A 20,840-nucleotide genomic window follows, 5' to 3' on the forward strand; every position below is an offset into this window, starting at 1 on the left:
CGGGCCGATGTCATCTGCCGCGAATGGGTTGATCCCTGCGGCCGTCTGCGCCTTAAGTCCTTGCCATGCTCCCCCGCTTCTTCCTCCCGCGCCCTCTTCTGACGCTGGCGCTAGCCGCCGCCGCTCTGGTCGAAAGCCCGCTCTGCGCGGCCGACCCGGCCCCCTTCGACCTGCCCGGCCCGGCCTTGCGGATCGCGGTGACGCGCGGCGACAAGACGCTGCCCATAGCCGAGGTGCCCAATCTCGCTGCTGGCGATCGCCTGACCATCGAGGCGGATCTGCCGAGCGACCAGCGGGCGCATTACATCCTATTCTCCGCCTTTCTCAGCGGTGCGACCAATCCGCCGCCCAAGAATTGGGTCCAGTCCGCCGAGACTTGGAAGGCCAAGGACAAGGATCGCCGCCTGACCTTGACCGTGCCCAAGGGCGCGCGGCAGATGGCGCTGTTCCTGGTGCCGGAGACCGGCGGCGCATCGGGCACGATCGTCGATGCCGTGCGCGACCGCCCCGGCGAGTTCGTCCGCGCGGTACAGGATCTGAACCAGGCCTCGCTCGACCGCTCTCGCCTCAACGCCTTCGTCGCGGCGATCCGGGCCCAGGAAAACAGCCATCCCGAATTTCTGCGCACCCTCGCCCCGGCGCTGTCCAACAGCCTGGCGATCAAACTGAACCCCGATTGCCTGGCCCGCGTCATCGAGTTGCAGGCGGCCTGTCTTCTTGAAAATCGCGATTCGCTGGTGCTGGCGGATATTCACAGCAGCTCGATGACCGACACGCTGATCGGCGCACCGACCGACCTGGCATTGCAACTCAGCTATACGCGCGAGGCCGGGCTGGGTTATTACAGCCCTTATATCGGTGTGATCCGCGACATTGCCCGCGTGTTCGGCGCGTTCGGCAATCCGCAATTCGGCTATCTGCCCACGCTCGCGACGCGCGAGGGGGATCGGCTGTCGCTGCTGCTTAACGCCGCACCGTCCTTCGCCAAGCCCAAATCGGTGCTGGTCGCCGCGATGCCGGCCATCGACGCGGTCAGCCCGCCGCGTCTGCGCGTGACCGGGGATCAGCCCCTCTGCGGTGCCCGCCCCGGCCTGGTCCTGCCGGTCGAGGGTGCGCCGCTCATCTATTCGACTGCCTTTGCCCGTAACATGACGGTGTCGCTGACCAGCGCGGACGGCAAGACGATCGACCTGCCCGTCCGGGCACGGGCGGACCGGGGCGGCTATGTGCTGACCGAACCGCTGCCCGCCGGTGGCCTGTCGGGCAAGGTCACCGCCAAGCTGCACGGCCAATGGGGTTTCGACGGGTTCGAGGGGCCCAGCTTTACCTTGCAATTCCCCGACGGCGGGGCATGGCGCGCGGGCGATGCGGGGCAGAGCTTGGTCGTCGGCCGCGACAATGCGGTGACGCTGACCGGCCCCGCCGCCGCCTGCGTCACCGGGGTCACCATGCGATCGCCCGGCGGCGCGGCACAGCCCGTGTCCTTCACGCTTCGCGGCAATGACGGCATCGCCGTCACCCTGCCGTTGAAGAACGCGCGCGGTGGCGACGTCACGCTGGAGGTGCAACAGATCGGCGATCCGGCTCCGCGCACCGTCACCTTGCGCGCCTATTCGCCCGCCAGCCGGATCGACACGGTGACGCTGGCCAAGGGGGACCGGTTCGTGACGCTGACCGGCCAGCGCTTGGACGAGATTGCCGGGGTCGAGGTGGGCGACGTGCGCCTGTCACCCGATCAGGTGACGCGCGAGGGGGATAGCGATCGGCTGATCGCGACCGCCGCCGACGGCCGCCTGCCCGATGGGAACAGCGCCAGGATACGACTGGACGACGGCCGGACCCTGTCGGTGCCGATCACGCCCGCGCCGCCGCGCCCCGCCGCGACGCTGATCGCGCGCAGCCTGACGCCCAAGGATGCCGCGGGCGCCGTCACGCTCGCGACGCGGGACGAGGCCGTCCTGCCCGACCATAGCCGCCTGACCTTCTCGATCCGCGCCGCCGAGGGCACGCGGCTGGCCCCGACCGACGCGGTCGAGGTCGCCACCACCGATGGCAACACCAGCGTCATGCTGGAGGGCGGACGCGACGTTCGCCTGTCCTCGCCCGACATCGCGGTCGCGACGCTCGATCCGGCGCGGCTGGGGCCGGCGGCGGCGGGCCCGCTCCGTTATAGGATCGTGCGCGGGCCCGTCAGGGGTGACTGGGCACCGCTCGCCACGCTGGTGCGACTGCCCCGGATCGATGCTGTCGCCTGTACGACGGACGGTTGCCAGATGTCCGGCAGCGACCTTTTCCTGATCGAGCGGGTCGCGGCCAGCGCCGACATGACCGGGGCGATCAGCGTTCCGCCGGGCTTCACGGCGGCGCGGTTGACGGTGCCGCAGCCGCAGAATGGCGGGCTGAGCCTGACGCTGCGCGATGCGCCGGGGGTGGTGTTCGCCTTGTCGCAAAAGCCGTAAGGGGTTTGCCTTGGCCGCCGCTCCGGCTTGACGGAGATTGGCGGGCGGCACCGCCGGGAGGACCGAAACCAAGGGACTATGCCATAGCTCGGTTCACCAGCTCAAAGGGCTGTCGGCGATCCCCTTTTCACGCCGCCTTCCCGTCGCCGCCGCCCTCTCGCTGTTCGAGCGCCAGACGCAATGCGCGCACTTCGCCGCGAAGTGCGGTCAGGTCGTCCATCGCCATCCCGGACCGGGAGATGATCTCCTCGCCCAGGCAGCCGCACTGGTCGCGCAGGGCATGGCCCGCCGGGGTTAGACGCACACGCACCTGACGCTCGTCCTGCGGATCGCGCTCGCGCATCAGCTGCCCGCTAGCCTCCAGCCGTTTGACCAGCGGCGTCACCGTGCTGGACTCCAGCCCCAGCCGCTGGGCGATGGCACCGATGGTCCGGCCATCCTCTTCCCATAGGACGTGCAGCGCCAAATATTGCGGATAGGTCAGGCCAAGCTGGTCGAGCATCGGCTTATAGGTGCGCTGGACCGCCATATTGGCCGCGTACAGTGCGAAGCATAACTGATCGTCCAGCGGCCACGGCACCGACATCCACATTCTCCCGAAATCACAAAATGCATATCGCGATAAAAGAAGGGCTGGACAAGCCCGATCACTCGCGCCATTTATGTATCGCGATAACAATTATCGGAGACCAGATGTGACGATCGACGTGAAGTACCAGACCCAGGCCAGCGCAACCGGTGGCCGTGAAGGCCATGCCCGGACCGAGGACGGCACGCTCGACGTCAAGCTGTCGACGCCCAAGGAATTGGGCGGCGCGGGCGGCGACGGCACCAATCCCGAACAGCTGTTCGCGGCGGGCTATTCCGCGTGCTTCATCGGCGCGCTGAAGGTCGCTGGCCAGCAGTTGAAGGTGAAGGTGCCCGACGACGTGTCGGTTTCCGCCAAAGTCGGTATCGGCCCGCGCGCGGCGGGCGGTTTCGGGATCACGGCCGACCTGACCGTCGCGCTGCCCGGCATCGACCGTGCCGAAGCAGAGAAACTGGTCGAAGCCGCGCACCATATCTGCCCGTATTCCAATGCCACGCGCGGCAATGTGGATGTCGGCCTGACGCTGGCCTGACATCCATCCGTACTCCCTGAACCTACCGGCGCGGTCGATTCTTCCCTAAGACCGCGCCGTTCTTTTTTCCTCAGGCCGAATCCCGCACGATCAGGCGAGGCGGCATTTCCAGCCCCGGCGCCGCCTGTCCGTCCAGCCGCGCGAACAGCGCCTCGACCATGGCCTTCGCCCCCGCCTCCAGATCCTGTCGGATCGTGGTCAGCCGCGGCACCGCGCGTTCGGCCAGCGGCAGATCGTCGAACCCCGTGACCGCGACATCGCCCGGTACCGAAACGCCGGACGCGGCCAGCGCCGACATGGTCGCCACCGCGATCATGTCGGAGGCCGCGACGATACCGTCGATCCCCCGCCCCTCCCGCTGCAATCGCGACAGATTGGCGGCGATCTGATCGGGCATCAGGTCGGGCGCGAGCGCGACGTCCAACTGATAGGGCGGCGGCAATCCCGCTTGCGCCAGCGCATCGCACAGCCCGGCATGGCGCTGCGCCAGTTCCAGGGTGCGGATTTCACCCATGAAGGCGATATGACGGCGGCCCGTCGCGATCAGATGCTCGCCCGCCAGCCGTCCGCCCAGCCGATTGTCGACGCCGACCGCGCAGTGACGCTGCCCCGCCAGATTGCTGCCCCAGACGACGAGCGGAAGATAGGTTTGCGCGACCGCCTCGATCACGGCCAGCTGATCCGATTGGCCGATCAGCAATACGCCATCGGCCATGCCCGAACGGGCGATGCGCGACAGCCAGTCGTCGTCATCCGGAATGATCCGCGACAGCATCACGTCATGGTCGCGCGCCGCCAGTTCATCCGCGAGATGGCCGAGCAGCGTCATGAAGAAGGGATCGGACAGGCGCTGCCGTCGCTCATGCCCCAGTGGAATGGCGAGGCCGATCACTCCCGTACGCTGCGCGCGCAGGCGACGGGCCATCTGGTTGATCTGGAAATTATGTTCCGCCGCCAGGGCCTCGATCCGCTGCCGCGTCTCGGCATTGACGACGCTCTTGCCCGCCAGGGCCCGGCTGACCGTGCCGGGCGACACGCCTGCCAGCCGAGCAATGTCCTTCAGGGTGCGGGCGGGTTGGGCCGTGTCGGTCATGGCCTGCCTCCTGAACGAAAAAAGGGGCGGATGCCATTGGCACCCGCCCCAAAGTTGTTTGTCGGTCAGAAGCGGTAACGGACCGATGCCGTTAGCGTTCGTCCATACAGCGCGGTATTGTTGAAGACCCCCTGGGTCGAGGACAGGATGGGGAACAGCCCGCCGCCGCCACGGAAACCCAGCTTGTCGAACAGGTTGTTGACGTTCAGGCCCAGTTCCAGCTTCTCCATCGGACGCACCGTCACGAAGCCGTTGACGAAGGTCGAGCCCTTGATCGTGTACAGGTTGAAGTCGTCCGACTTCGTGCTGGTCTGACCGTTCACGCTGACGCCGAAGGCGATCGGACCCGCATCGTAAGAGGGCGATACGACGAACAGGAAGTCGGGCAGGCCGCCGGGTTTCTTGCCGACCAGCCCCGCCGTCGCGCTGCTGGTGATCTTGGAATTCGCATAGGTCGCATCGGCGGACAGATGGAAATTGCCATAGCTCACCCGGCTGCTGAACTCGATACCCAGCGAGCGATAGCCGTTGGAGATGTTCGGGTTGTTGTTCGGCGCGGGGTTGTTGATCCGGGTGAAGTCGTAATTATTCTCGGTCAGCGTCGAGCGGAAGCCGGTGATTTCGACCGAATAGGACGCGCCGAAGATGCCGCCGCGCTGCTTCAGGCCGATTTCCTGCTGGTTGAGATAATTGACCGAGGTCGCCTGCCCCTGGCTGTTGAGCGAGCCATCGGCATTGAAATTGCCCGACAGGACACGGCGGTCGGCGTTGAAGCGGCCACCCCGGCTGGCGCGGGCAAAGACGCTGGTCTTGCTGTTGAACGCATAGAGGGCACCGACCGACCAGCTGACATAGCCATCGGTATAGTTGATCTTCTCGGCCGTCGGGTTGAGCACCAGCGAGGGGATCAGCGCCGAGCCCAGCGCATCCGACACGCGGGTATTCGGACCCGCGATACCGCCCTGCGCGGTGCCTTCCCCATGCACGCTGTCATAGCGGACCGAGGCGTCGAGGTTCAGGCCGCCGACTTCGTAACCCGCCTGAAGGAAGGGCGCGACGTCGGTATAGGTCAGGTCGACGCGGCGGGCGCAGCAGCTGCCCCAATTGTCGTTGAACCCGGCCTGGCCAGCGGCGGTCAGCTGCGTGCCGGTGGTCGAGAACAGGTCGAGCGGCGCGGCGTTGTTACCGTTCAGCTCGCTATACTGGCGATTGACATGCCAGTCCTGGACGATGTTCTGCCGCATCACGAACAGACCGGCGGTCAGGCGCGCCTTGCCCGGCCCGACCTGGAACTTGCCGTTCAGGGTCAGGTTGTTGGCGAAATTGTCCATGTTCTTCATGAACACGTTGATGTTCGGATTGTTGTTTACATAGCTTCCCGTGAACAACTGTCCCAGCTTCGGCCCAGCCGCATAGCGGACCGAACCCACCGTCTGGCCGTTGACGGTCGAGCCGATCAGGCCGCCGCTGCCGGTCAGCGTCTGGACGTTGATGAACTGGGTCGTGAAATTCCCGCTGATCCACTGATAGCGCATCGTGTCGTCGAGCGAGATATTGTCGTTGAAGTCGTAATGGATCTGGCCGCTGATGCCGGTGACGCGCGGGTGGATGCCCTGCACCTCGGCCGACTTCACGCCGCCATTGTCATAGTCCAGATACTGGAAGTTGCGGTTGTAGATCGTATAGGCCGAACCCGAACGCCCGTCGAAATTGGGCAGCGGGGTGAAGCCGGTCACGCGATTACCGTCCAGCGTCGCCAGCGTCGGCGTGGTGGTGTTGGTCGGCGCCTGCTCGTCCAGCCGCTTGAAATAAAGACGGATGAAGCCGCGATTGTCGGGCAGATCCTTGGTGATGTTCGCCTTGATCTGGTAGCCGCGCAGAATGTTGAAATTCTCGTTGGTGTAGCCGCCGCCGTTGCGCGCATAGCCGCCGATGTGGAAGCGCGTGCTGTCGTCGATCGGGCCGCCATAGTCGAAGTCGACGCGGTGTTCACGGAAGCCCAAGCCGTTGGAATAGGCGACCTGGCCGCCCTTGATGTCGCCGGTCTTGCTGATGAAGTTGATCACCGCACCCGGCGCCTGGCTGGCGAAGGTCGAGGCCGAACCGCCGCGCACCGCCTCGACCGTCTTGATGTTCTGGTCGAAGCGCAGCCAATAGTCGTTGTTGCCGAAGTTGATGTCGCCGAACAGGACGTCGGGCAGGCCGTCTTCCTGCAGCGAGACATATTCCGAGCCGCCGGTCGAAACGGGGATGCCGCGCACGCCGATATTGGCGTTGCCGCCCGGACCTGCGGTATCGCTGGGCTGAAGACCCGGGATGTTGCGCAGGATTTCCGCGGTCGAGCGCGGGGTGAAATTCTGGATGGCTTCCTGGCTGACCTGCGACACCGAGATCGAGCTGCGGAAGCGCGAGCGCTCGCCGCTGGTCGCGGTGACGACGATGTCTTCGCTCTGCACACCGGCGTCGGGGATGCTACCGGCCTGGGCTACGGCGCCCGAACCGGTCGGAGCCGGCTGCGCGGTCGTCGCCTGGGGGGCATTGGTCTGCGCGAAGGCCGGGAAGCTCACCAGCGCCACCGCCAAAGCTGCCATCGATCCACAGGACCGCAGAACGCTCGTCTTCATTCACCCTCTCCTGATTCGCCCCGGTGTCCGGGATGTCGTGATTAAGGGTTAGCATACTCGCAATCGTTTGCAACACGACTTTTGCAAACCATTGCATAAAATCTGCATGACTGTGATCGAGAAAACACAGCATGACCGTCGCCATCATGGCGGTGGGATCGCAAACCTTTGCATGATATGCCAAGGGACAGGCGCGCGACCCGGACCGACAGGATCAAGGCGTGAAGAAGAGGATGGCAGAATGAGCGATACTCCCCCCGATGCGATCCGGTCCGTCCTGATCGTCGGCGGCGGCACGGCGGGTTGGATGACCGCCGCCGCCCTCGCCCATGCCAGCCCACGTGGGCTGACCATCACGCTGGTCGAGTCGGACGCCATCGGCACGGTCGGCGTGGGCGAGGCGACCATCCCGCCGATCCGCCTGTTCAACCAGACGCTGGGCATCGACGAGGCCGAATTCTTGCGCGAGACCAAGGGTAGTTATAAGCTCGGCATCGAATTCGTCGGCTGGGGGCGCGAGGGGCATCGCTATTTCCACCCCTTCGGCACGCACGGCAAATCCTTCGATCTGGTCGCGGTGCATCAGCATTGGCTGGCGGCGGGAGGGCCGGACAGCGGCATCGCCTTCGACGACCTGTCCATGGCATGGGGTGCCGCCAAGCGCGGCCGGTTCGCCGCGCCGATGACCGACCCGCGCAGCGTCGCCTCGACCTTCGACTATGCCTATCATTTCGACGCAGGCCTCTATGCCCGTTTCCTGCGCCGCTATGCCGAGGCACGCGGGGTGATCCGGGTCGAGGGCAAGATCGCCGACCATCGCCTGGAGGGTTCGCGCGGCCATGTCGCCTCGGTCACGCTGGAGGATGGCCGGACGCTGGCGGCGGATCTGTTCGTCGATTGCTCGGGCTTTCGCGGGCTGCTGATCGAAGAGGCGCTGGGCACGGGGTATGAGGATTGGACCCACTGGCTGCCCTGCGACCGGGCGGTGGCGGCGCCATGCGTCACCGGCGGCGACGGTCTGACGCCCTATACCCGTTCGACCGCGCGGGCGGCGGGATGGCAATGGCGCATTCCGCTCCAGCACCGCACCGGCAATGGCTATGTCTATTGCAGTCGCCATATCTCGGATGACGCGGCAGCCGCGACGCTGATGGCCAATTTGGACGGAGAGGCATTGGGCGATCCGCGCTTCCTGCGCTTCACCACCGGTCGGCGCAAGCTGATGTGGAACCGCAACGTTGTGGCCATCGGCCTGTCGAGCGGCTTCATGGAGCCGCTGGAGTCGACCAGCATTCATCTGATCCAGGCGGGCATCGCCAAGCTGCTCGCCTATTTCCCCACCCGAGCCTTCGAGCCCGAGGCCATCACCGAATATAACCGCGTCGCGATCACCGAATATGAGCGGATTCGCGACTTCCTGATCCTGCACTACAAGCTGACCGAGCGACAGGATTCGGCCCTGTGGCGCGAATGCGCGGCGATGCCGATCCCGGAGACGCTGGCGATGAAGATCGCGCATTTCCGCACGGCTGGTCGTCTGGTCGCGCGCGACATGGACCTGTTCGGCCCGGCGAGTTGGGCGGCGGTGCATATCGGGCAGTTCAATATGCCCCAGGGACTCGACCCGCTGCTGGCCTATGGCGAGCCTGCGCAGAGCCGGACCTTTGTCGGCAAGCTGGCGGGCGCGATCGGACAGATGGCGGAATCGATGCCGGCCCATACGGATTGGCTGAAACGGATCGGAGCCCTGGCCTGATCCTACCCGGCGCGGGGGGATTTACAGCCCCTCGCCGCCCACCCATTGGGCGTGGGCCAGCCGCCGTGCCAATTCCCAATTCTGTTGCCGCAGGTCCGGTACCGCCACCACTTCCCACAAACCGCCGCGCGTCATCGGGCCGATGCAATAGAGGCGGTCATCCACTCCGCCATCGCCCGCCACGACATGGCTCTGCGCATCGACCTCCAGCCCGATCCGTAGCGCATCCGGCCGGATCATGCCCTGGCTCAGCAATTGCCGGATCAGCGGCTCGCGCGATCTCAGCAAATCTCCCTGCGGCCCCGTGCAATTGACGATCCGCGCCACACGCATCGCCTCCACTTTGTCGGCCCCGCGCCGTCGCCAATGGACGAGGGCCCCGTCGCCATCGCACTCGACCCGCACCAGCTTGCCGCCCGCGATGGACAGCCGCCCCGCCTCGACCAGCGCATCGACCCGATCGGCGACCGAAGGGGCCAGTCGATGCCGATGCACGTCCCAATAGGGGCGCAAATGCCGTAGAAAGCGGGCGCGGGTTGCGCCATCGGCGGCACCCCACATCATCTGGGTCACGGGCCGCAAGGCATCGACCGCCGCGCGCCAGCCCTGCTCGTCTGCGGCACAGCGCACATGCCGCACCAGCGCCGACAAGCTGGCGGCGGGCCGCTCTCGCAGCGGCATGGCGGGCGGCGTTTCGGCATGGCGACGCGGCGCCAGGCCCCGCCGCGACATGGCGGTAATCCGCCCACCGAACCCGCTCGCATCCAGCAGCAGCGCCGCGTCGATCGCGGTCAACCCGCTGCCGACCAGCAAGACCCGGTCGTCCGGCCCCAGCCCTTCGGCAATATCGCCCGCCCAAGGGTCCTCCCGGTAGCAGCCCTCCACCAGCGCGGCCGGATCGATTCCCGGCGGACTGTGCGGCGGCAGGTTGCCGAGCGCCAGCACGACCGCGTCGGCGGACAGCGCGCGGCCCTCCATCGTCAGCCGATAGCCCGCCCCCTCGCGGTCGAGCGCCACCACCTCGCCCGAGGCGAGCGTCAACCGAGCCGGATCGGCGGCGATCGTCTCCATCAGCAGATCGCGGAGATAATCGCCATAGACCCGGCGCGGCACGAAGGTCTTGGCATCCCCCGCCCCGCGCGCGACCAGCCAGCGGACGAAATGATCGGAGTCGTCCCGCAGGGCGCTCATATTGCCTGCCCGGACGTTCAGCAGATGCTCGGCATGCGCGGCGCTATAGGCGACGCCCCGCGCCAACTGATTGGCCCGCCGTTCGATCAGCGTCGCCCGCGGCCCGCCATGGCGAACCAGATTGATGGCCAGCAGCGTCCCCGCAAAGCCGCCACCGATGATGGCGACATGATCGATACCCGTCGTCATTGGTCCGCTCGTCCTTTTCCGCTGGCGTCGCATCACCCTCTAATCGGATCGCGCCACCTCTTCACGCAGATTTCAGTATACGATTTTACATCCGAGCGTTACGCTATCGGCATCATCTCTGGGCAAGTGGACGTTTCGATGCGGTCGTGTTGGCGGATTTCCGGTCTTTTGGTTTCCCTGTCGTCCATCGCCATGGCCGTCCCCGTCGCCGCTCAGCCCCCCGCTGCCACCACGGCGCCCGCCCCGACGGAAAGCCTGTCGGTCGAGGGCATTTTCGGCCCGAAGGCCGTCCGCATCGAATCCGTCCGCGAAAGCCGCTGGGGCAAGGATGGCGAAAGCTATCTCGCGCTCGAAAGCGCGGCCCAGGGCGGACAGGATATCGTCCGCTACGCGATCGCCGACGGAAAGCGACAGGTGGTGGTCGCCGCGTCCGATCTGGTGCCGCCGGGTGCAAGCGCCCCCTTGTCCATCGACAGCTATGAATGGTCGCCCGACAATCGCTGGCTGTTGATCCAGACCAACGGCCAGCGCTTCCGCCGGACCAACGCACTGTCCGATTATTGGCTGTACGACGTCGCCAACAAGCGGCTGCACAAGGTCGGCAAGGACGCCGCGCCCTCCACTCTGCTCTACGCCACGGTTTCCCCCGACAGCAGCCGCATCGCCTATGTCCGCGCGAACAACATCTATGTCGAACCGATCTCCGGCGGTGCGCCCACCGCGCTGACCAGGGACGGTGACGACTATGTCGTCAACGGCCTGGCCGACTGGGTCTATGAGGAGGAATTCTCGGTCCACCGCGCGTTCGAATGGAGCCCGGATTCCAAGCGTATTGCCTTTCTGCGCTTCGATACGAAGGGCGTCGGTACCTTCGACATGATCAAGAACACCGGCGGCCAATATTCCAAGGTCATTCCGCTGCAATATCCCAAGGCGGGCACGACCAACTCGGCGGTGACGGTCGGCGCGATCGACCTGGACGGTGGTGCCACCCGCTGGTTCAAGCTGTCGGGCGACCCGCGTCAGAATTACGTGCCGCAGATCAGCTGGGCGGGCGGAGCGGAGGCGCTGTTCATCCAGCAGTCCAACCGGCTCCAGAACAGTTACAATGTCCTGCTCGGCGATCCCGCGACCGGTGCGGTGAAGCCGATCCTGGTTGAAAAGGACGCCGCCTGGGTCGAGGCGAATGCCGCGCCCGAATGGCTGAAGGGCGGCGGCGCCTTTACCTGGCTGTCCGAGCGGGACGGCTGGCGTCACCTCTACACCGTCGACCGGGCGACGGGCCGCGCGACGCTCCGCACGCCGGGCAAGTTCGACGTCGTCGATCTGCTCCATGTCGACGAGAAGGCGGGCTATGCCTGGTTCATCGCCTCGCCCGACAATCCGACCCAGCGCTATCTCTATCGCACCACCCTGTCGGGCCGCCTCAGGGTCGAGCGGCTGACCCCGGCGGACCAGCCGGGCACGCACAGCTACAATATTGCGCCTGGCGAACATTGGGCACTGCACACCGTCTCGCGCTTCGACGCGCCGCCGGTCACCGACATGCTCGACATGACCCGCCAGCAGCCGCTGCGTACCCTGGCCGCGAATGCGCCGCTGGCGAAGGAAGTCACCGACAGCGGCCTGCCCGCGACCGAATTCTTCCGCGTCGATATCGGCGGCGGGACGCAACTCGACGGATGGCTGATCAAGCCGCCCGGCTTCGATCCGGCCAAGCGCTATCCGATCCTCTACTTCGTCTATGGCGAACCCTGGGGCCAGACGGTCGCGGACCGCTGGGCGGGGGCACAGGGGCTGTGGCACAGGATGCTCGCGCAAAAGGGCTATCTGGTCGCCAGCCTCGATCCGCGTGGCACCGCCACCCCGCGCGGGCGCGATTGGCGCAAGAGCATCTATCGCCAGGTCGGTATCCTCGCCTCGGCCGATTATGCGGCGGGTGTGCGCAAGATGCTGGCGACGCGGCCCTATATCGACCCCGCGCGGATCGGCATCTGGGGCTGGAGCGGCGGCGGCGCGATGACGCAGAACGCCTTGTTCCGCTATCCGGACCTCTACAAGACCGGCATTGCGGTCGCCGGACCGACCGACATGAAGCTCTACGATACCATTTATCAGGAACGGTATATGGGCCTGCCCGACGACAATGCCGAAGGGTATAAGAACGGCTCGCCCATAACTTTCGCCGACCGGCTGAAGGGCAATCTGCTGCTGATCCACGGCACGCTGGACGACAATGTCCATTACCAGAACCAGGATCAGCTGGTGGATCGCCTGATCCACTTCAACAAGCCCTTCACGATGATGGCCTATCCCGATCGCAGCCACGGCATCTATGAGGGCGAGAATACCAGCATCCACCTCTATTCGCTGATGACCCGCTATCTGGAGACCAACCTGCCCCCCGGCGGGCGATAAGCCGGGATCACGAAACCCATAGCGGGGATGGAGGGCCATCGCGTCGCCATCCCCGGCTCGTGCGGACATAGCGATAGAGCATTCCGCTGCCACACATTCCGGTACATTCGGTGGTGAGGGTCAGCTTGGCATGGCGCCCGTCCTTATCGATCTCCGGAAGACCGATCGTGTATAGAATGGCGACCGGCGGCCGGGGTCCCGCCAAGGGGGGCGCATGAATGCTGGCCCGCAAACGCGCATCCGCGTCTGCCGCCCGATAGCCGGCGGGCAGCTTTCCCGCCAATTCCGGGCATAGCGCCAGCAGACCGGCCTGCCCGGAATCCGTGTCGATATAGCGGCCCGCCTCCGACGTGATCGGCATGTCGGCAAGGACCGTCTTGCCCAGTTCGCACGACACTTTCCTCTCCGCCGCCGTCATGGCAGGCAAAGGGGTGAGCAGTGCCAATATTCCAAGATGGATCAATGCGTTTCTCCCTCCTGTCCGACTATCGTCGGGCTCCGCACCACAGGCAAGTCGCCACCGGTCGCATTCCTTGCAATCGTTTGTTGCATTCCTCTGAAAGCCACGGCATGATCGAGCCCGACGCGGCAAGCCAGCGATAGACCATGGCCCTTCCCCCGCGTGCGAGAGGATTCGCATGACCCCGTCCACCCCCGCCGCCGGAACCATGGCCCCGATCAAGCCCCGCCTGTCCCTGGGCCGCATTCTGGAAATGAATCTCGGCTTCCTCGGACTGCAATTCAGCTTTGGATTGCAACAGGGCAATATGGCGCCGATCTACAGCTATCTCGGCGCGTCGGAGGCGCAGATTCCGCTGCTTCAGCTCGCCGGGCCGATGACGGGGCTGCTGATCCAGCCGCTGATCGGTGCGATGAGCGACCGGACGGACAGTCGCTGGGGCCGCCGCACGCCCTATTTCGTGATCGGTGCGGTGCTTTGCGCCCTTGGTCTGTTCTTCATGCCGCTCAGCTCGTCGCTGCTAATGGCGGTGTCGCTACTGTGGATTCTCGACGCAGGCAACAACATCACCATGGAGCCCTACCGCGCCTATGTCTCCGACCGGCTCGACGGGGCGCAGCATAATATCGGCTTCCTGACGCAGAGCGCCTTTACCGGGCTTGCCCAGATGCTTGCCTTCCTGACCCCCTCGATCTTGGTCTGGGCGGGAATGAACCCGGATTGGGTCGACGGGCATCATATTCCCTATACGGCGCGCGTCGTGTTCATGATCGGCGCGGTCCTGTCCTTCGCCACGATCATCTGGTCGATCCGGCGGGTGCCCGAACTCCCCCTCACGACCGGGGATCGCGCCCGTATCGCCGCCGCACCCAAGGGGATCGGCGCGACGCTGAAGGAGATCGGCGACGCGATCCGCGCCATGCCGATGCCGATGCGCAAGCTGGCCCTGATGAGCCTGTTCCAATGGTATGCGATGATGGCCTATTGGAATTACGTCATCTATGCGATCGGCCGCTCAGTCTATGGCACCGCCGATGCCACTTCGTCGGGCTTTCACGCCGCCGTCCTGACCAATGGCGAGGTCGCGGCCTTCTATAACGGGGTGGCCTTCGTCGCCGCCTTCGCCATGGTGCCGCTCGCCAAGCGGATCGGTGCCGCACCGCTCCATGCACTGTGCCTGGTCATCACCGGCATCGGCATGATGACGATGCCCCATATGACCAGCAAGGCGATGCTGTTCCTCCCCGCCATAGGCATCGGGCTCGGCTGGGCGAGCATGATGGGCAACCCGTATGTCATTCTGGCGGGCTCGATCCCGCCCGAACGGACCGGCGTCTATATGGGCATCTTCAACATGATGATCGTCATTCCAATGCTGATCTTCGGCGTGACCCTGCCCCTTTTCTATCAAAGCTGGCTTGGCGGCGATCCGCGCAACGTCCTGACCCTGTGCGGCGTGCTGATGCTGTTCGCGGCGGCGTCGGTCTACTGGGTCCGCGCGCGCGCGCCGCAGGGGGTGCCGCTCGGCGCTGCATCGCAGGCCTGATCTCCCGATTCCTGCTCCCTTTCTCCGATCCCCCAATTCTGATCCTCCAATTCTGATCCCGAGGTATTATGACGACCACCCCCACCCATTGGTCGGCCGACGCGCTGGCCGGGATCGCCGCCCAGACGGATGCGCGCCTGCCCGTATTCACGGCCGCCGATGTCGTCCCGATCCTGCCCGACCATGATCTGTGGGACATGTGGCAGATCGCCTATGCCGATGGCCGTACCGCCTTTTTCGGGGAGCGGAGCTGGTGGTTCTTCCTGGCGACGCCGCGCTTCGACGACCCCGAAATGCGCCATGACGAAGCGCGCATCCGCCTGACCAGCTATGGTGCGGACGGCTGGCGCGATCATGGCGTGACCTTTCCCGACGGCTTCACGCCGGGCAGCCGCGAATGGTCGGGCTCGGCGGTGCTGGGGGAGGACGACACCACGCTGACCATGTATTTCACCGCCTCGGGACGGCGCGGCGGGCCGCGCACCTTCGAACAGCGACTGTTCGAGACGCAAGGCCGCTTCCTCGCCGATGAGGGGCGCTGCGAGGGCTGGAGCGAGCCGGTCGAGAGCGTTGTGGCGGACGGCCATCACTATATCGTCGCCAACCAGGCGGAACCCGAAAATGGCGGCATCAAGGGCTTTCGCGATCCGGGCTATTTCCGCGATCCGGCAGATGGGGCGGAATATCTGCTGTTCGTCGGATCGGCGGGCTGGGTGAACCAGGACGTCGACGGCGTCGTCGGGGTCGCACGACGCACGGGCGACGGCTGGGCCATCCAGCCGCCGCTGATCGAGGCGCTGGGCGTCAACAGCGAGTTGGAGCGGCCGCACATCATCCTGCGCGACGGCCGCTATTATTGCTGCTGGTCGACGCAGGCAAAGCGCTTCGCCCCCGGCCTGGACGCACCTACCGGGCTCTATGCGATGGTCGCGGACCGTTTCGAAGGACCCTGGCGGCCGGTCAACGGCACCGGGCTGGTCGCGGGCAATCCCGTCGAGGAACCGACTCAGGCCTATTGCTGGTGGGTCACCTATGAGGGCGACGTGACCAGCTTCGTCGATTATTGGGGCCTGGCCGGAAGCGACGCCAGCGCCGATCCGGCGCTTCGTCGCGAACGCTTCGGCGGGACCGCCGCGCCCTGGTTCCGGCTGAACTTCGATGGCGACCGGGTGACGATCGCCTGATCCGCGATCAGGCCCGGTTCAAGCGGAGTCGCGGGCGATCAGTTCGGGGGTCAGGATCACCGAGCCCGCCTCTTCTCCGCCGATCCGGGCGAACAGCGCGTCGACCATCGCCCGCGCCCCCGCCGCAATGTCTTGACGAATGGTGGTGATGCGCGGCACCGCCTGCGCGGCGACGGGCAGATCGTCATAGCCGATGACGGGCAGCATGTCGGGCACCGCGATCGCCCGATCGGCCAGCACGCGAACGGCGGTCATGGCGATCATGTCGGACGCGGCGACGATCGCGTCGATCGGCATGGTGCCACCGCCCTGCTTCAGCAGAGCGTCGATATGCGCCGCGATCTCCTGCTCCATCACGTCGGAGGCGAGGTGCGTGGAAAGCTGGATCAGCGCACCCTCCAGCCCTGCCTCCGCCATGGCGCGGGCGACGCCGTCATGGCGCAGGCGAATTTCGGGGGCGCTGACATCGCCCAGGAACGCGATACGGCGGCACCCCCGCTCGATCAGCCGTTGCCCCGCCAGACGCCCGCCCAGCGCATTATCGGTACCCACCGCCGTATGGACCTGATCGGGCAAGGTGACGCCCCAGGCGACCAGCGGGCGATAACGGCGCGCGACCCGTTCGATCGCGTCATACTGGTCCGACTGGCCGATCAGCAGGACGCCATCGACCATGCCGCTGTCCACCACCCGGTCCAGCCAGTCGGTGGCGTCCGGAATGACCCGCGACAGCATGACGTCATAGCCATTCTCGGTCAGCCCATCCGCCAGATAGCCCAGCATGGTCATGAAGAAGGGGTCGGACAAATGCTGGCGCCGTTCATGGCCCAGCGGCACGACGATGCCGATGACGCCGGTGCGACGGGTGCGCAACCGGCTGGCCATCTGGTTGGGGCGGAAACCATGTTGATCGGCCAGCGCCTGGATGCGCGCGCGCGTCTCGGCATTGACCAGCGACTTGCCCGCCAGTGCGCGCGAAACGGTGCCCGGCGACACCCCTGCCATCTGCGCCAGATCCGCGATCGTGCGAACGCGACGATCGCCTTCCCCCGTGAAATTTTCGGTCATGGGATAACGCTAACCGTAGGGGCCCATATCCGACAAGCGGGCTCGGAATTTTCCGCGCCAGAACTTACATGGATCAGGACGATCGTGTAACGGGCGGCCCTTCGGGCCATGTTGCCGCCGACAGACATTCCGCCACCCCGGCCCATGCCGGGATGACGGATATAGTCGGCTCAGACCTTGTCGGTCAGTTCGGGCACGACGGTGAAGAGGTCGCCGACCAGGCCGATATCGGCGACCTGGAAGATGGGGGCATCCTCGTCCTTGTTGATCGCGACGATGACCTTGGAGTCCTTCATGCCCGCCAGATGCTGGATCGCGCCCGAGATGCCGACCGCGACATAGACTTCGGGTGCCACGATCTTGCCGGTCTGGCCGACCTGATAGTCGTTGGGGGCATAGCCCGCATCGACCGCCGCGCGGCTCGCGCCGACAGCGGCGCCCAGCTTGTCGGCCAGCGGGTCGATCAGCGCATGGAACTGCTCTTCCGAGCCCAGCGCGCGACCGCCCGAGACGATGACCTTGGCGCTGGTCAGTTCGGGACGGGCATTCTCGGCCTTCTCCGCACCGACGAAGCGCGACTTGGCCGCGTCGCCCGTGGTCGGGATGGCCTCGATGGTGCCCGAACCGCCCTCGGCCGCCGCCTTTTCGAAGGCGGTCGTGCGGACGGTCAGGACCAGCTTGGTGTCGCTGGTCTTTACGGTCGCGATGGCATTGCCCGCATAGATGGGCCGGGTGAAGCTGTCCGGCCCCTCGACCGACAGGATGTCGCTAATCTGCATCACGTCGATGAGGGCTGCGACGCGCGGCGCGATGTTCTTGCCCGTCGTGGTCGAGGGCGCCAGGAAGGCGTCGTGATGCCCCATCAGCTCGGCGATCAGCGGCGCGACATTCTCAGCCAGCGCATTCGCATAGGCCGCGTCGTCCGCGACGTGGACCTTGCCGACGCCCGCGATCTCCGCGGCGGCCTGCGCCACGCCGTCGACGCCCTGCCCGACGACGATCAGGTGCACCTCGCCCAGCTTGGCCGCCGCCGTGACGGTCGCCAGCGTGGTATCCTTGACGGTCCCGCCGTCATGCTCGACCCAAACCAGCGTCTTCACTTGGCCACTCCCAGTGCTTTGAGTTTCTCGACCAGCTCGTCGACCGAGCCGACCTTGACGCCCGCCTGGCGCTTGCCCGGCTCGGCGACATGGGTGATCGCCAGCCGGGGGGCGATGTCGACGCCGTAATCGGCTGCCGTCTTGGTCGCCATCGGCTTGGACTTGGCCTTCATGATGTTGGGCAGCGACGCATAGCGCGGCTCGTTGAGGCGCAGGTCGGTCGTCACGATCGCGGGCAGCGTGAGCGCCACCGTCTCCAGCCCGCCATCGACCTCACGGGTGACGTTGGCGCTCTGTCCGTCGATCTCCACCTTCGACGCGAACGTGCCCTGCGCCCAGCCGAGCAGCCCCGCCAGCATCTGGCCGGTCTGGTTGTTGTCGCCATCGATCGCCTGCTTGCCCAGGATCACCAGACTCGGCTGTTCCTCCTCGACCACCTTCGCCAGCAGCTTGGCGACGCCCAACGGCTCGGGTGCCTGGTCGGCGGTGATCAGGATCGCGCGGTCCGCCCCCATGGCGAGCGCGGTGCGCAGCGTATCCGCCGCCTTGGGCTCGCCGATCGAGACGACGACCACTTCCGTGGCCGCCCCCTTCTCCTTCAGCCGGATCGCCTCTTCCACCGCGATCTCGTCGAACGGGTTCATGCTCATCTTCACGTTCGCCAGATCGACGCCCGTCCCGTCCGCCTTCACCCGCGGCTTCACGTTATAATCCAACACCCGCTTCACGGGCACGACGATCTTCATAACCATTCTCTCAATCAGAAGCTGAAGCGGCCGCCGATCGACGCCACGAACGCGCGGGCGTTCTGCACCTGGCCCGAGGTCAGGATCGGCGTCTGCACCGCCGTGCCCGCATAGGCGGCGGTGCGGCGATCGATGCTGGCATTGGCGAAGTCGATATAGCTGCCCGCCGCGTCCAGCGTGAAGCGCGGGGTCAGCTTGTACGAACCGCCGATCGAGTAATTCCAGCGGTTCGCATCGGGCACACGTGCGTCGCGATTCCCATTCTGCGTCGGAGTGATGCCACGCTGTACACCGGCGCGTACGGTCAGTCGGTCATTGGCGGCGTAATCGAAGCCACCGGCCAACGAGAAGCTGTTCTTGTAATTCTCCGGGATCGCGGTGTTGATCGGCGCGCCCAGGCGGATCGCATCGAAGTCAGCCCAGGTGAAGCGCACCGCCTGAGCGTTCAACGTCAGCTTGTCGGTGGCGCGGAAGCGGCCCGCGACGATGATCTGGGCGGGGGTGTAGAATTCCGCCGTCGCGCCGTCGACCGTCCGGTTCTGCGCCGCGAGCGGGCCAAGCAGGCCCCCCACTTCCAGACTACCCTTCAACTGATGCTTGATCCGCGACTTGTAGCTGATGCCAACCGTCGCCCAGTCATTGTGAAGCTGCACACCCGCGGTCCAGCCGAGGTCCCAGCCATCGCCCTTCAACCGCTGATACCCATCGGCCAGCAGCGGCGACAAATTGGGGAGCGCGTTCCCTAGTTCGGCCTTGGTATATTCGACGTTCAGCGCGCCGCCGACGCGCAGCCAGTCGAGCAGCGCGATACCGACCGAAGGCTGGATGTCGATGGTCCGCAACTCGGTCTTGAGCGCGCTGTACCGCGCCCAGCTGTTCGCGTCATATTCGGTGGTGAAGCTGTACGGCGAGGTCACCGCCAGGCCGACGGCGACCCGGTCGTTGAGCGGATAGGCGACCGCACCCGACGGCACGATACCGCGATTGATCGGATCGCTGGAAACCCCATTGCCGCCAACGGGACGCGCCGGCTGGCCCGGACGCAGGATCACCGTGCCGGTGTCGACCACATCACCCTTCGGAATGATCGCGGAGGCACCGATCACCGCCTCGCCACGCTCCATGCCTGCGATCGCGGCCGGGTTCCACCAGAGCGAGGACGCGCCGGTGTCGGCACCCTCACCCGAAAAGGCGCGACCCTGGCCACGCGTCGACTGTTCCTGAAGGTAGAAGGCCTGGCCGTGCGCCGCGCCCGCAAAGGCGAAGGAAGACGACAGGATGGCGGTGGACAGAAGCGAAGCCTTGAGGCCCTTGGTCATGATCTTACTCCCCGAATCATATGTTGGATGGCAACGCGTCGGATCAGCGGATCCGCGTCCAGGTCTGCGTCTTGCACAGCGGCACAAAGACGCAGCCGCGCACCTTCAGCGTGTCGGCCCCTTCGGGTGTCAGCTTGGCGCTATAGGTCTTGCCATCCTCGGCATTATAGATGGTGCCACCACCCCACGCCGCGCCATCCTGCGAAAAGCCCTGCAGGATCAGCAGGTTCTTCAGTGGGCGATTGCGCAGCTTGGGATCGCGGTTGTTCTGGTCGGTCAGTGCAGGGTTGGTCCGCAGCTTTTCCGAAGTCAGGATGCGCCCGCACACCGAATTGCCGCATTTCTGGATTTCGACCACGCCACCGCGGGTCTGAGTCTGCCAGCGGCCGATCACCGCGTCCGCATTGGCGCCGGCGCCGGCCAATGCCATGGCTGTCAGGGTCAACAACATGCCTCTTCTCCTCTCCATACCCGCTTGTTCGGGTAAGAACGCCGGCTTTTCCGGTCGCCCTCCAATTTCCCTATACGTTCACATACTGACGCATAGGATAATTACTTATCATGCC

At 65.7% G+C, this 20,840-nt stretch carries 16 protein-coding genes; 6 read left to right on the forward strand and 10 right to left on the reverse strand.

From position 1 onward, the window contains the following. The first annotated feature begins 65 nt into the window (after positions 1-65). Positions 66-2,459, forward strand: a complete 2,394-nt coding sequence (locus NZL82_RS02590) for a hypothetical protein (RefSeq protein ID WP_261268203.1) — start codon at positions 66-68, stop codon at positions 2,457-2,459. 127 nt (positions 2,460-2,586) lie between these two features. On the opposite strand, the gene NZL82_RS02595 is transcribed toward NZL82_RS02590, so the two are convergent. Beyond that, on the reverse strand, positions 2,587-3,045 hold the full coding sequence (locus NZL82_RS02595; protein WP_261268204.1) for a MarR family winged helix-turn-helix transcriptional regulator: 459 nt from the start codon (positions 3,043-3,045) through the stop codon (positions 2,587-2,589). 109 nt (positions 3,046-3,154) lie between these two features. On the opposite strand from NZL82_RS02595, the gene NZL82_RS02600 reads away from it, so the two are divergent. After that, on the forward strand, positions 3,155-3,580 hold the full coding sequence (locus NZL82_RS02600) for an organic hydroperoxide resistance protein (protein WP_261268205.1): 426 nt from the start codon (positions 3,155-3,157) through the stop codon (positions 3,578-3,580). Positions 3,581-3,650: 70 nt separating this feature from the next. Here NZL82_RS02600 and NZL82_RS02605 read toward each other — a convergent pair whose 3' ends face one another. Further along, positions 3,651-4,673 (reverse strand): LacI family DNA-binding transcriptional regulator, encoded by a 1,023-nt coding sequence (locus NZL82_RS02605; RefSeq protein ID WP_261268206.1) that lies wholly within the window; start codon positions 4,671-4,673, stop codon positions 3,651-3,653. 65 nt (positions 4,674-4,738) lie between these two features. Then, the gene (locus tag NZL82_RS02610) at positions 4,739-7,297 is read right to left on the reverse strand and encodes a TonB-dependent receptor domain-containing protein (protein ID WP_261268207.1); all 2,559 of its coding nucleotides are present in this window, start codon (positions 7,295-7,297) and stop codon (positions 4,739-4,741) included. Between the two features lie 241 nt (positions 7,298-7,538). On the opposite strand from NZL82_RS02610, the gene NZL82_RS02615 reads away from it, so the two are divergent. Next, complete coding sequence (locus NZL82_RS02615) at positions 7,539-9,053, forward strand: tryptophan halogenase family protein (RefSeq protein WP_261268208.1); 1,515 nt, start codon at positions 7,539-7,541, stop codon at positions 9,051-9,053. A 21-nt stretch (positions 9,054-9,074) separates the two neighbouring features. Here NZL82_RS02615 and NZL82_RS02620 read toward each other — a convergent pair whose 3' ends face one another. Next, positions 9,075-10,433 carry an FAD/NAD(P)-binding protein gene (locus NZL82_RS02620; protein ID WP_261268209.1) on the reverse strand — a complete coding sequence of 453 codons (1,359 nt, stop codon included), beginning with the start codon at positions 10,431-10,433 and terminating at the stop codon, positions 9,075-9,077. Between the two features lie 192 nt (positions 10,434-10,625). Between NZL82_RS02620 and NZL82_RS02625 the strand changes: the two genes are divergently transcribed. Next, positions 10,626-12,851 carry a S9 family peptidase gene (locus tag NZL82_RS02625; RefSeq protein WP_261268210.1) on the forward strand — a complete coding sequence of 742 codons (2,226 nt, stop codon included), beginning with the start codon at positions 10,626-10,628 and terminating at the stop codon, positions 12,849-12,851. Between the two features lie 7 nt (positions 12,852-12,858). On the opposite strand, the gene NZL82_RS02630 is transcribed toward NZL82_RS02625, so the two are convergent. Further along, positions 12,859-13,314, reverse strand: coding sequence for a hypothetical protein (locus NZL82_RS02630; RefSeq protein ID WP_261268211.1), 456 nt, complete (start codon positions 13,312-13,314; stop codon positions 12,859-12,861). 175 nt (positions 13,315-13,489) lie between these two features. On the opposite strand from NZL82_RS02630, the gene NZL82_RS02635 reads away from it, so the two are divergent. Beyond that, positions 13,490-14,857, forward strand: coding sequence for an MFS transporter (locus NZL82_RS02635; protein ID WP_405051335.1), 1,368 nt, complete (start codon positions 13,490-13,492; stop codon positions 14,855-14,857). Positions 14,858-14,925: 68 nt separating this feature from the next. Next, on the forward strand, positions 14,926-16,041 hold the full coding sequence (locus tag NZL82_RS02640; RefSeq protein ID WP_261268212.1) for a glycoside hydrolase family 68 protein: 1,116 nt from the start codon (positions 14,926-14,928) through the stop codon (positions 16,039-16,041). 18 nt (positions 16,042-16,059) lie between these two features. On the opposite strand, the gene NZL82_RS02645 is transcribed toward NZL82_RS02640, so the two are convergent. The 5 genes from NZL82_RS02645 to NZL82_RS02665 all read right to left on the reverse strand — a co-directional run bounded on the left by NZL82_RS02645 (position 16,060) and on the right by NZL82_RS02665 (position 20,725). Further along, the gene (locus NZL82_RS02645) at positions 16,060-17,109 is read right to left on the reverse strand and encodes a LacI family DNA-binding transcriptional regulator (protein WP_261268213.1); all 1,050 of its coding nucleotides are present in this window, start codon (positions 17,107-17,109) and stop codon (positions 16,060-16,062) included. Between the two features lie 170 nt (positions 17,110-17,279). Next, positions 17,280-18,209, reverse strand: a complete 930-nt coding sequence (locus NZL82_RS02650) for an electron transfer flavoprotein subunit alpha/FixB family protein (RefSeq protein WP_261268214.1) — start codon at positions 18,207-18,209, stop codon at positions 17,280-17,282. After that, on the reverse strand, positions 18,206-18,955 hold the full coding sequence (locus NZL82_RS02655; protein WP_261268215.1) for an electron transfer flavoprotein subunit beta/FixA family protein: 750 nt from the start codon (positions 18,953-18,955) through the stop codon (positions 18,206-18,208). Before NZL82_RS02655 ends, NZL82_RS02650 begins: the two co-directional genes overlap by 4 nt. 14 nt (positions 18,956-18,969) lie before the next feature. Beyond that, positions 18,970-20,274, reverse strand: coding sequence for an OmpP1/FadL family transporter (locus NZL82_RS02660; protein ID WP_261268216.1), 1,305 nt, complete (start codon positions 20,272-20,274; stop codon positions 18,970-18,972). Between the two features lie 43 nt (positions 20,275-20,317). Further along, a complete protein-coding gene (locus NZL82_RS02665; protein WP_261268217.1) occupies positions 20,318-20,725 on the reverse strand; it encodes a DUF2147 domain-containing protein in 408 nt (135 codons plus the stop codon). Positions 20,726-20,840: the final 115 nt, after the last annotated feature.

Source organism: Sphingomonas sp. LC-1 (genome assembly GCF_025371035.1).
Taxonomy (GTDB): Bacteria; Pseudomonadota; Alphaproteobacteria; order Sphingomonadales; family Sphingomonadaceae; genus Sphingomonas; species Sphingomonas sanguinis_E.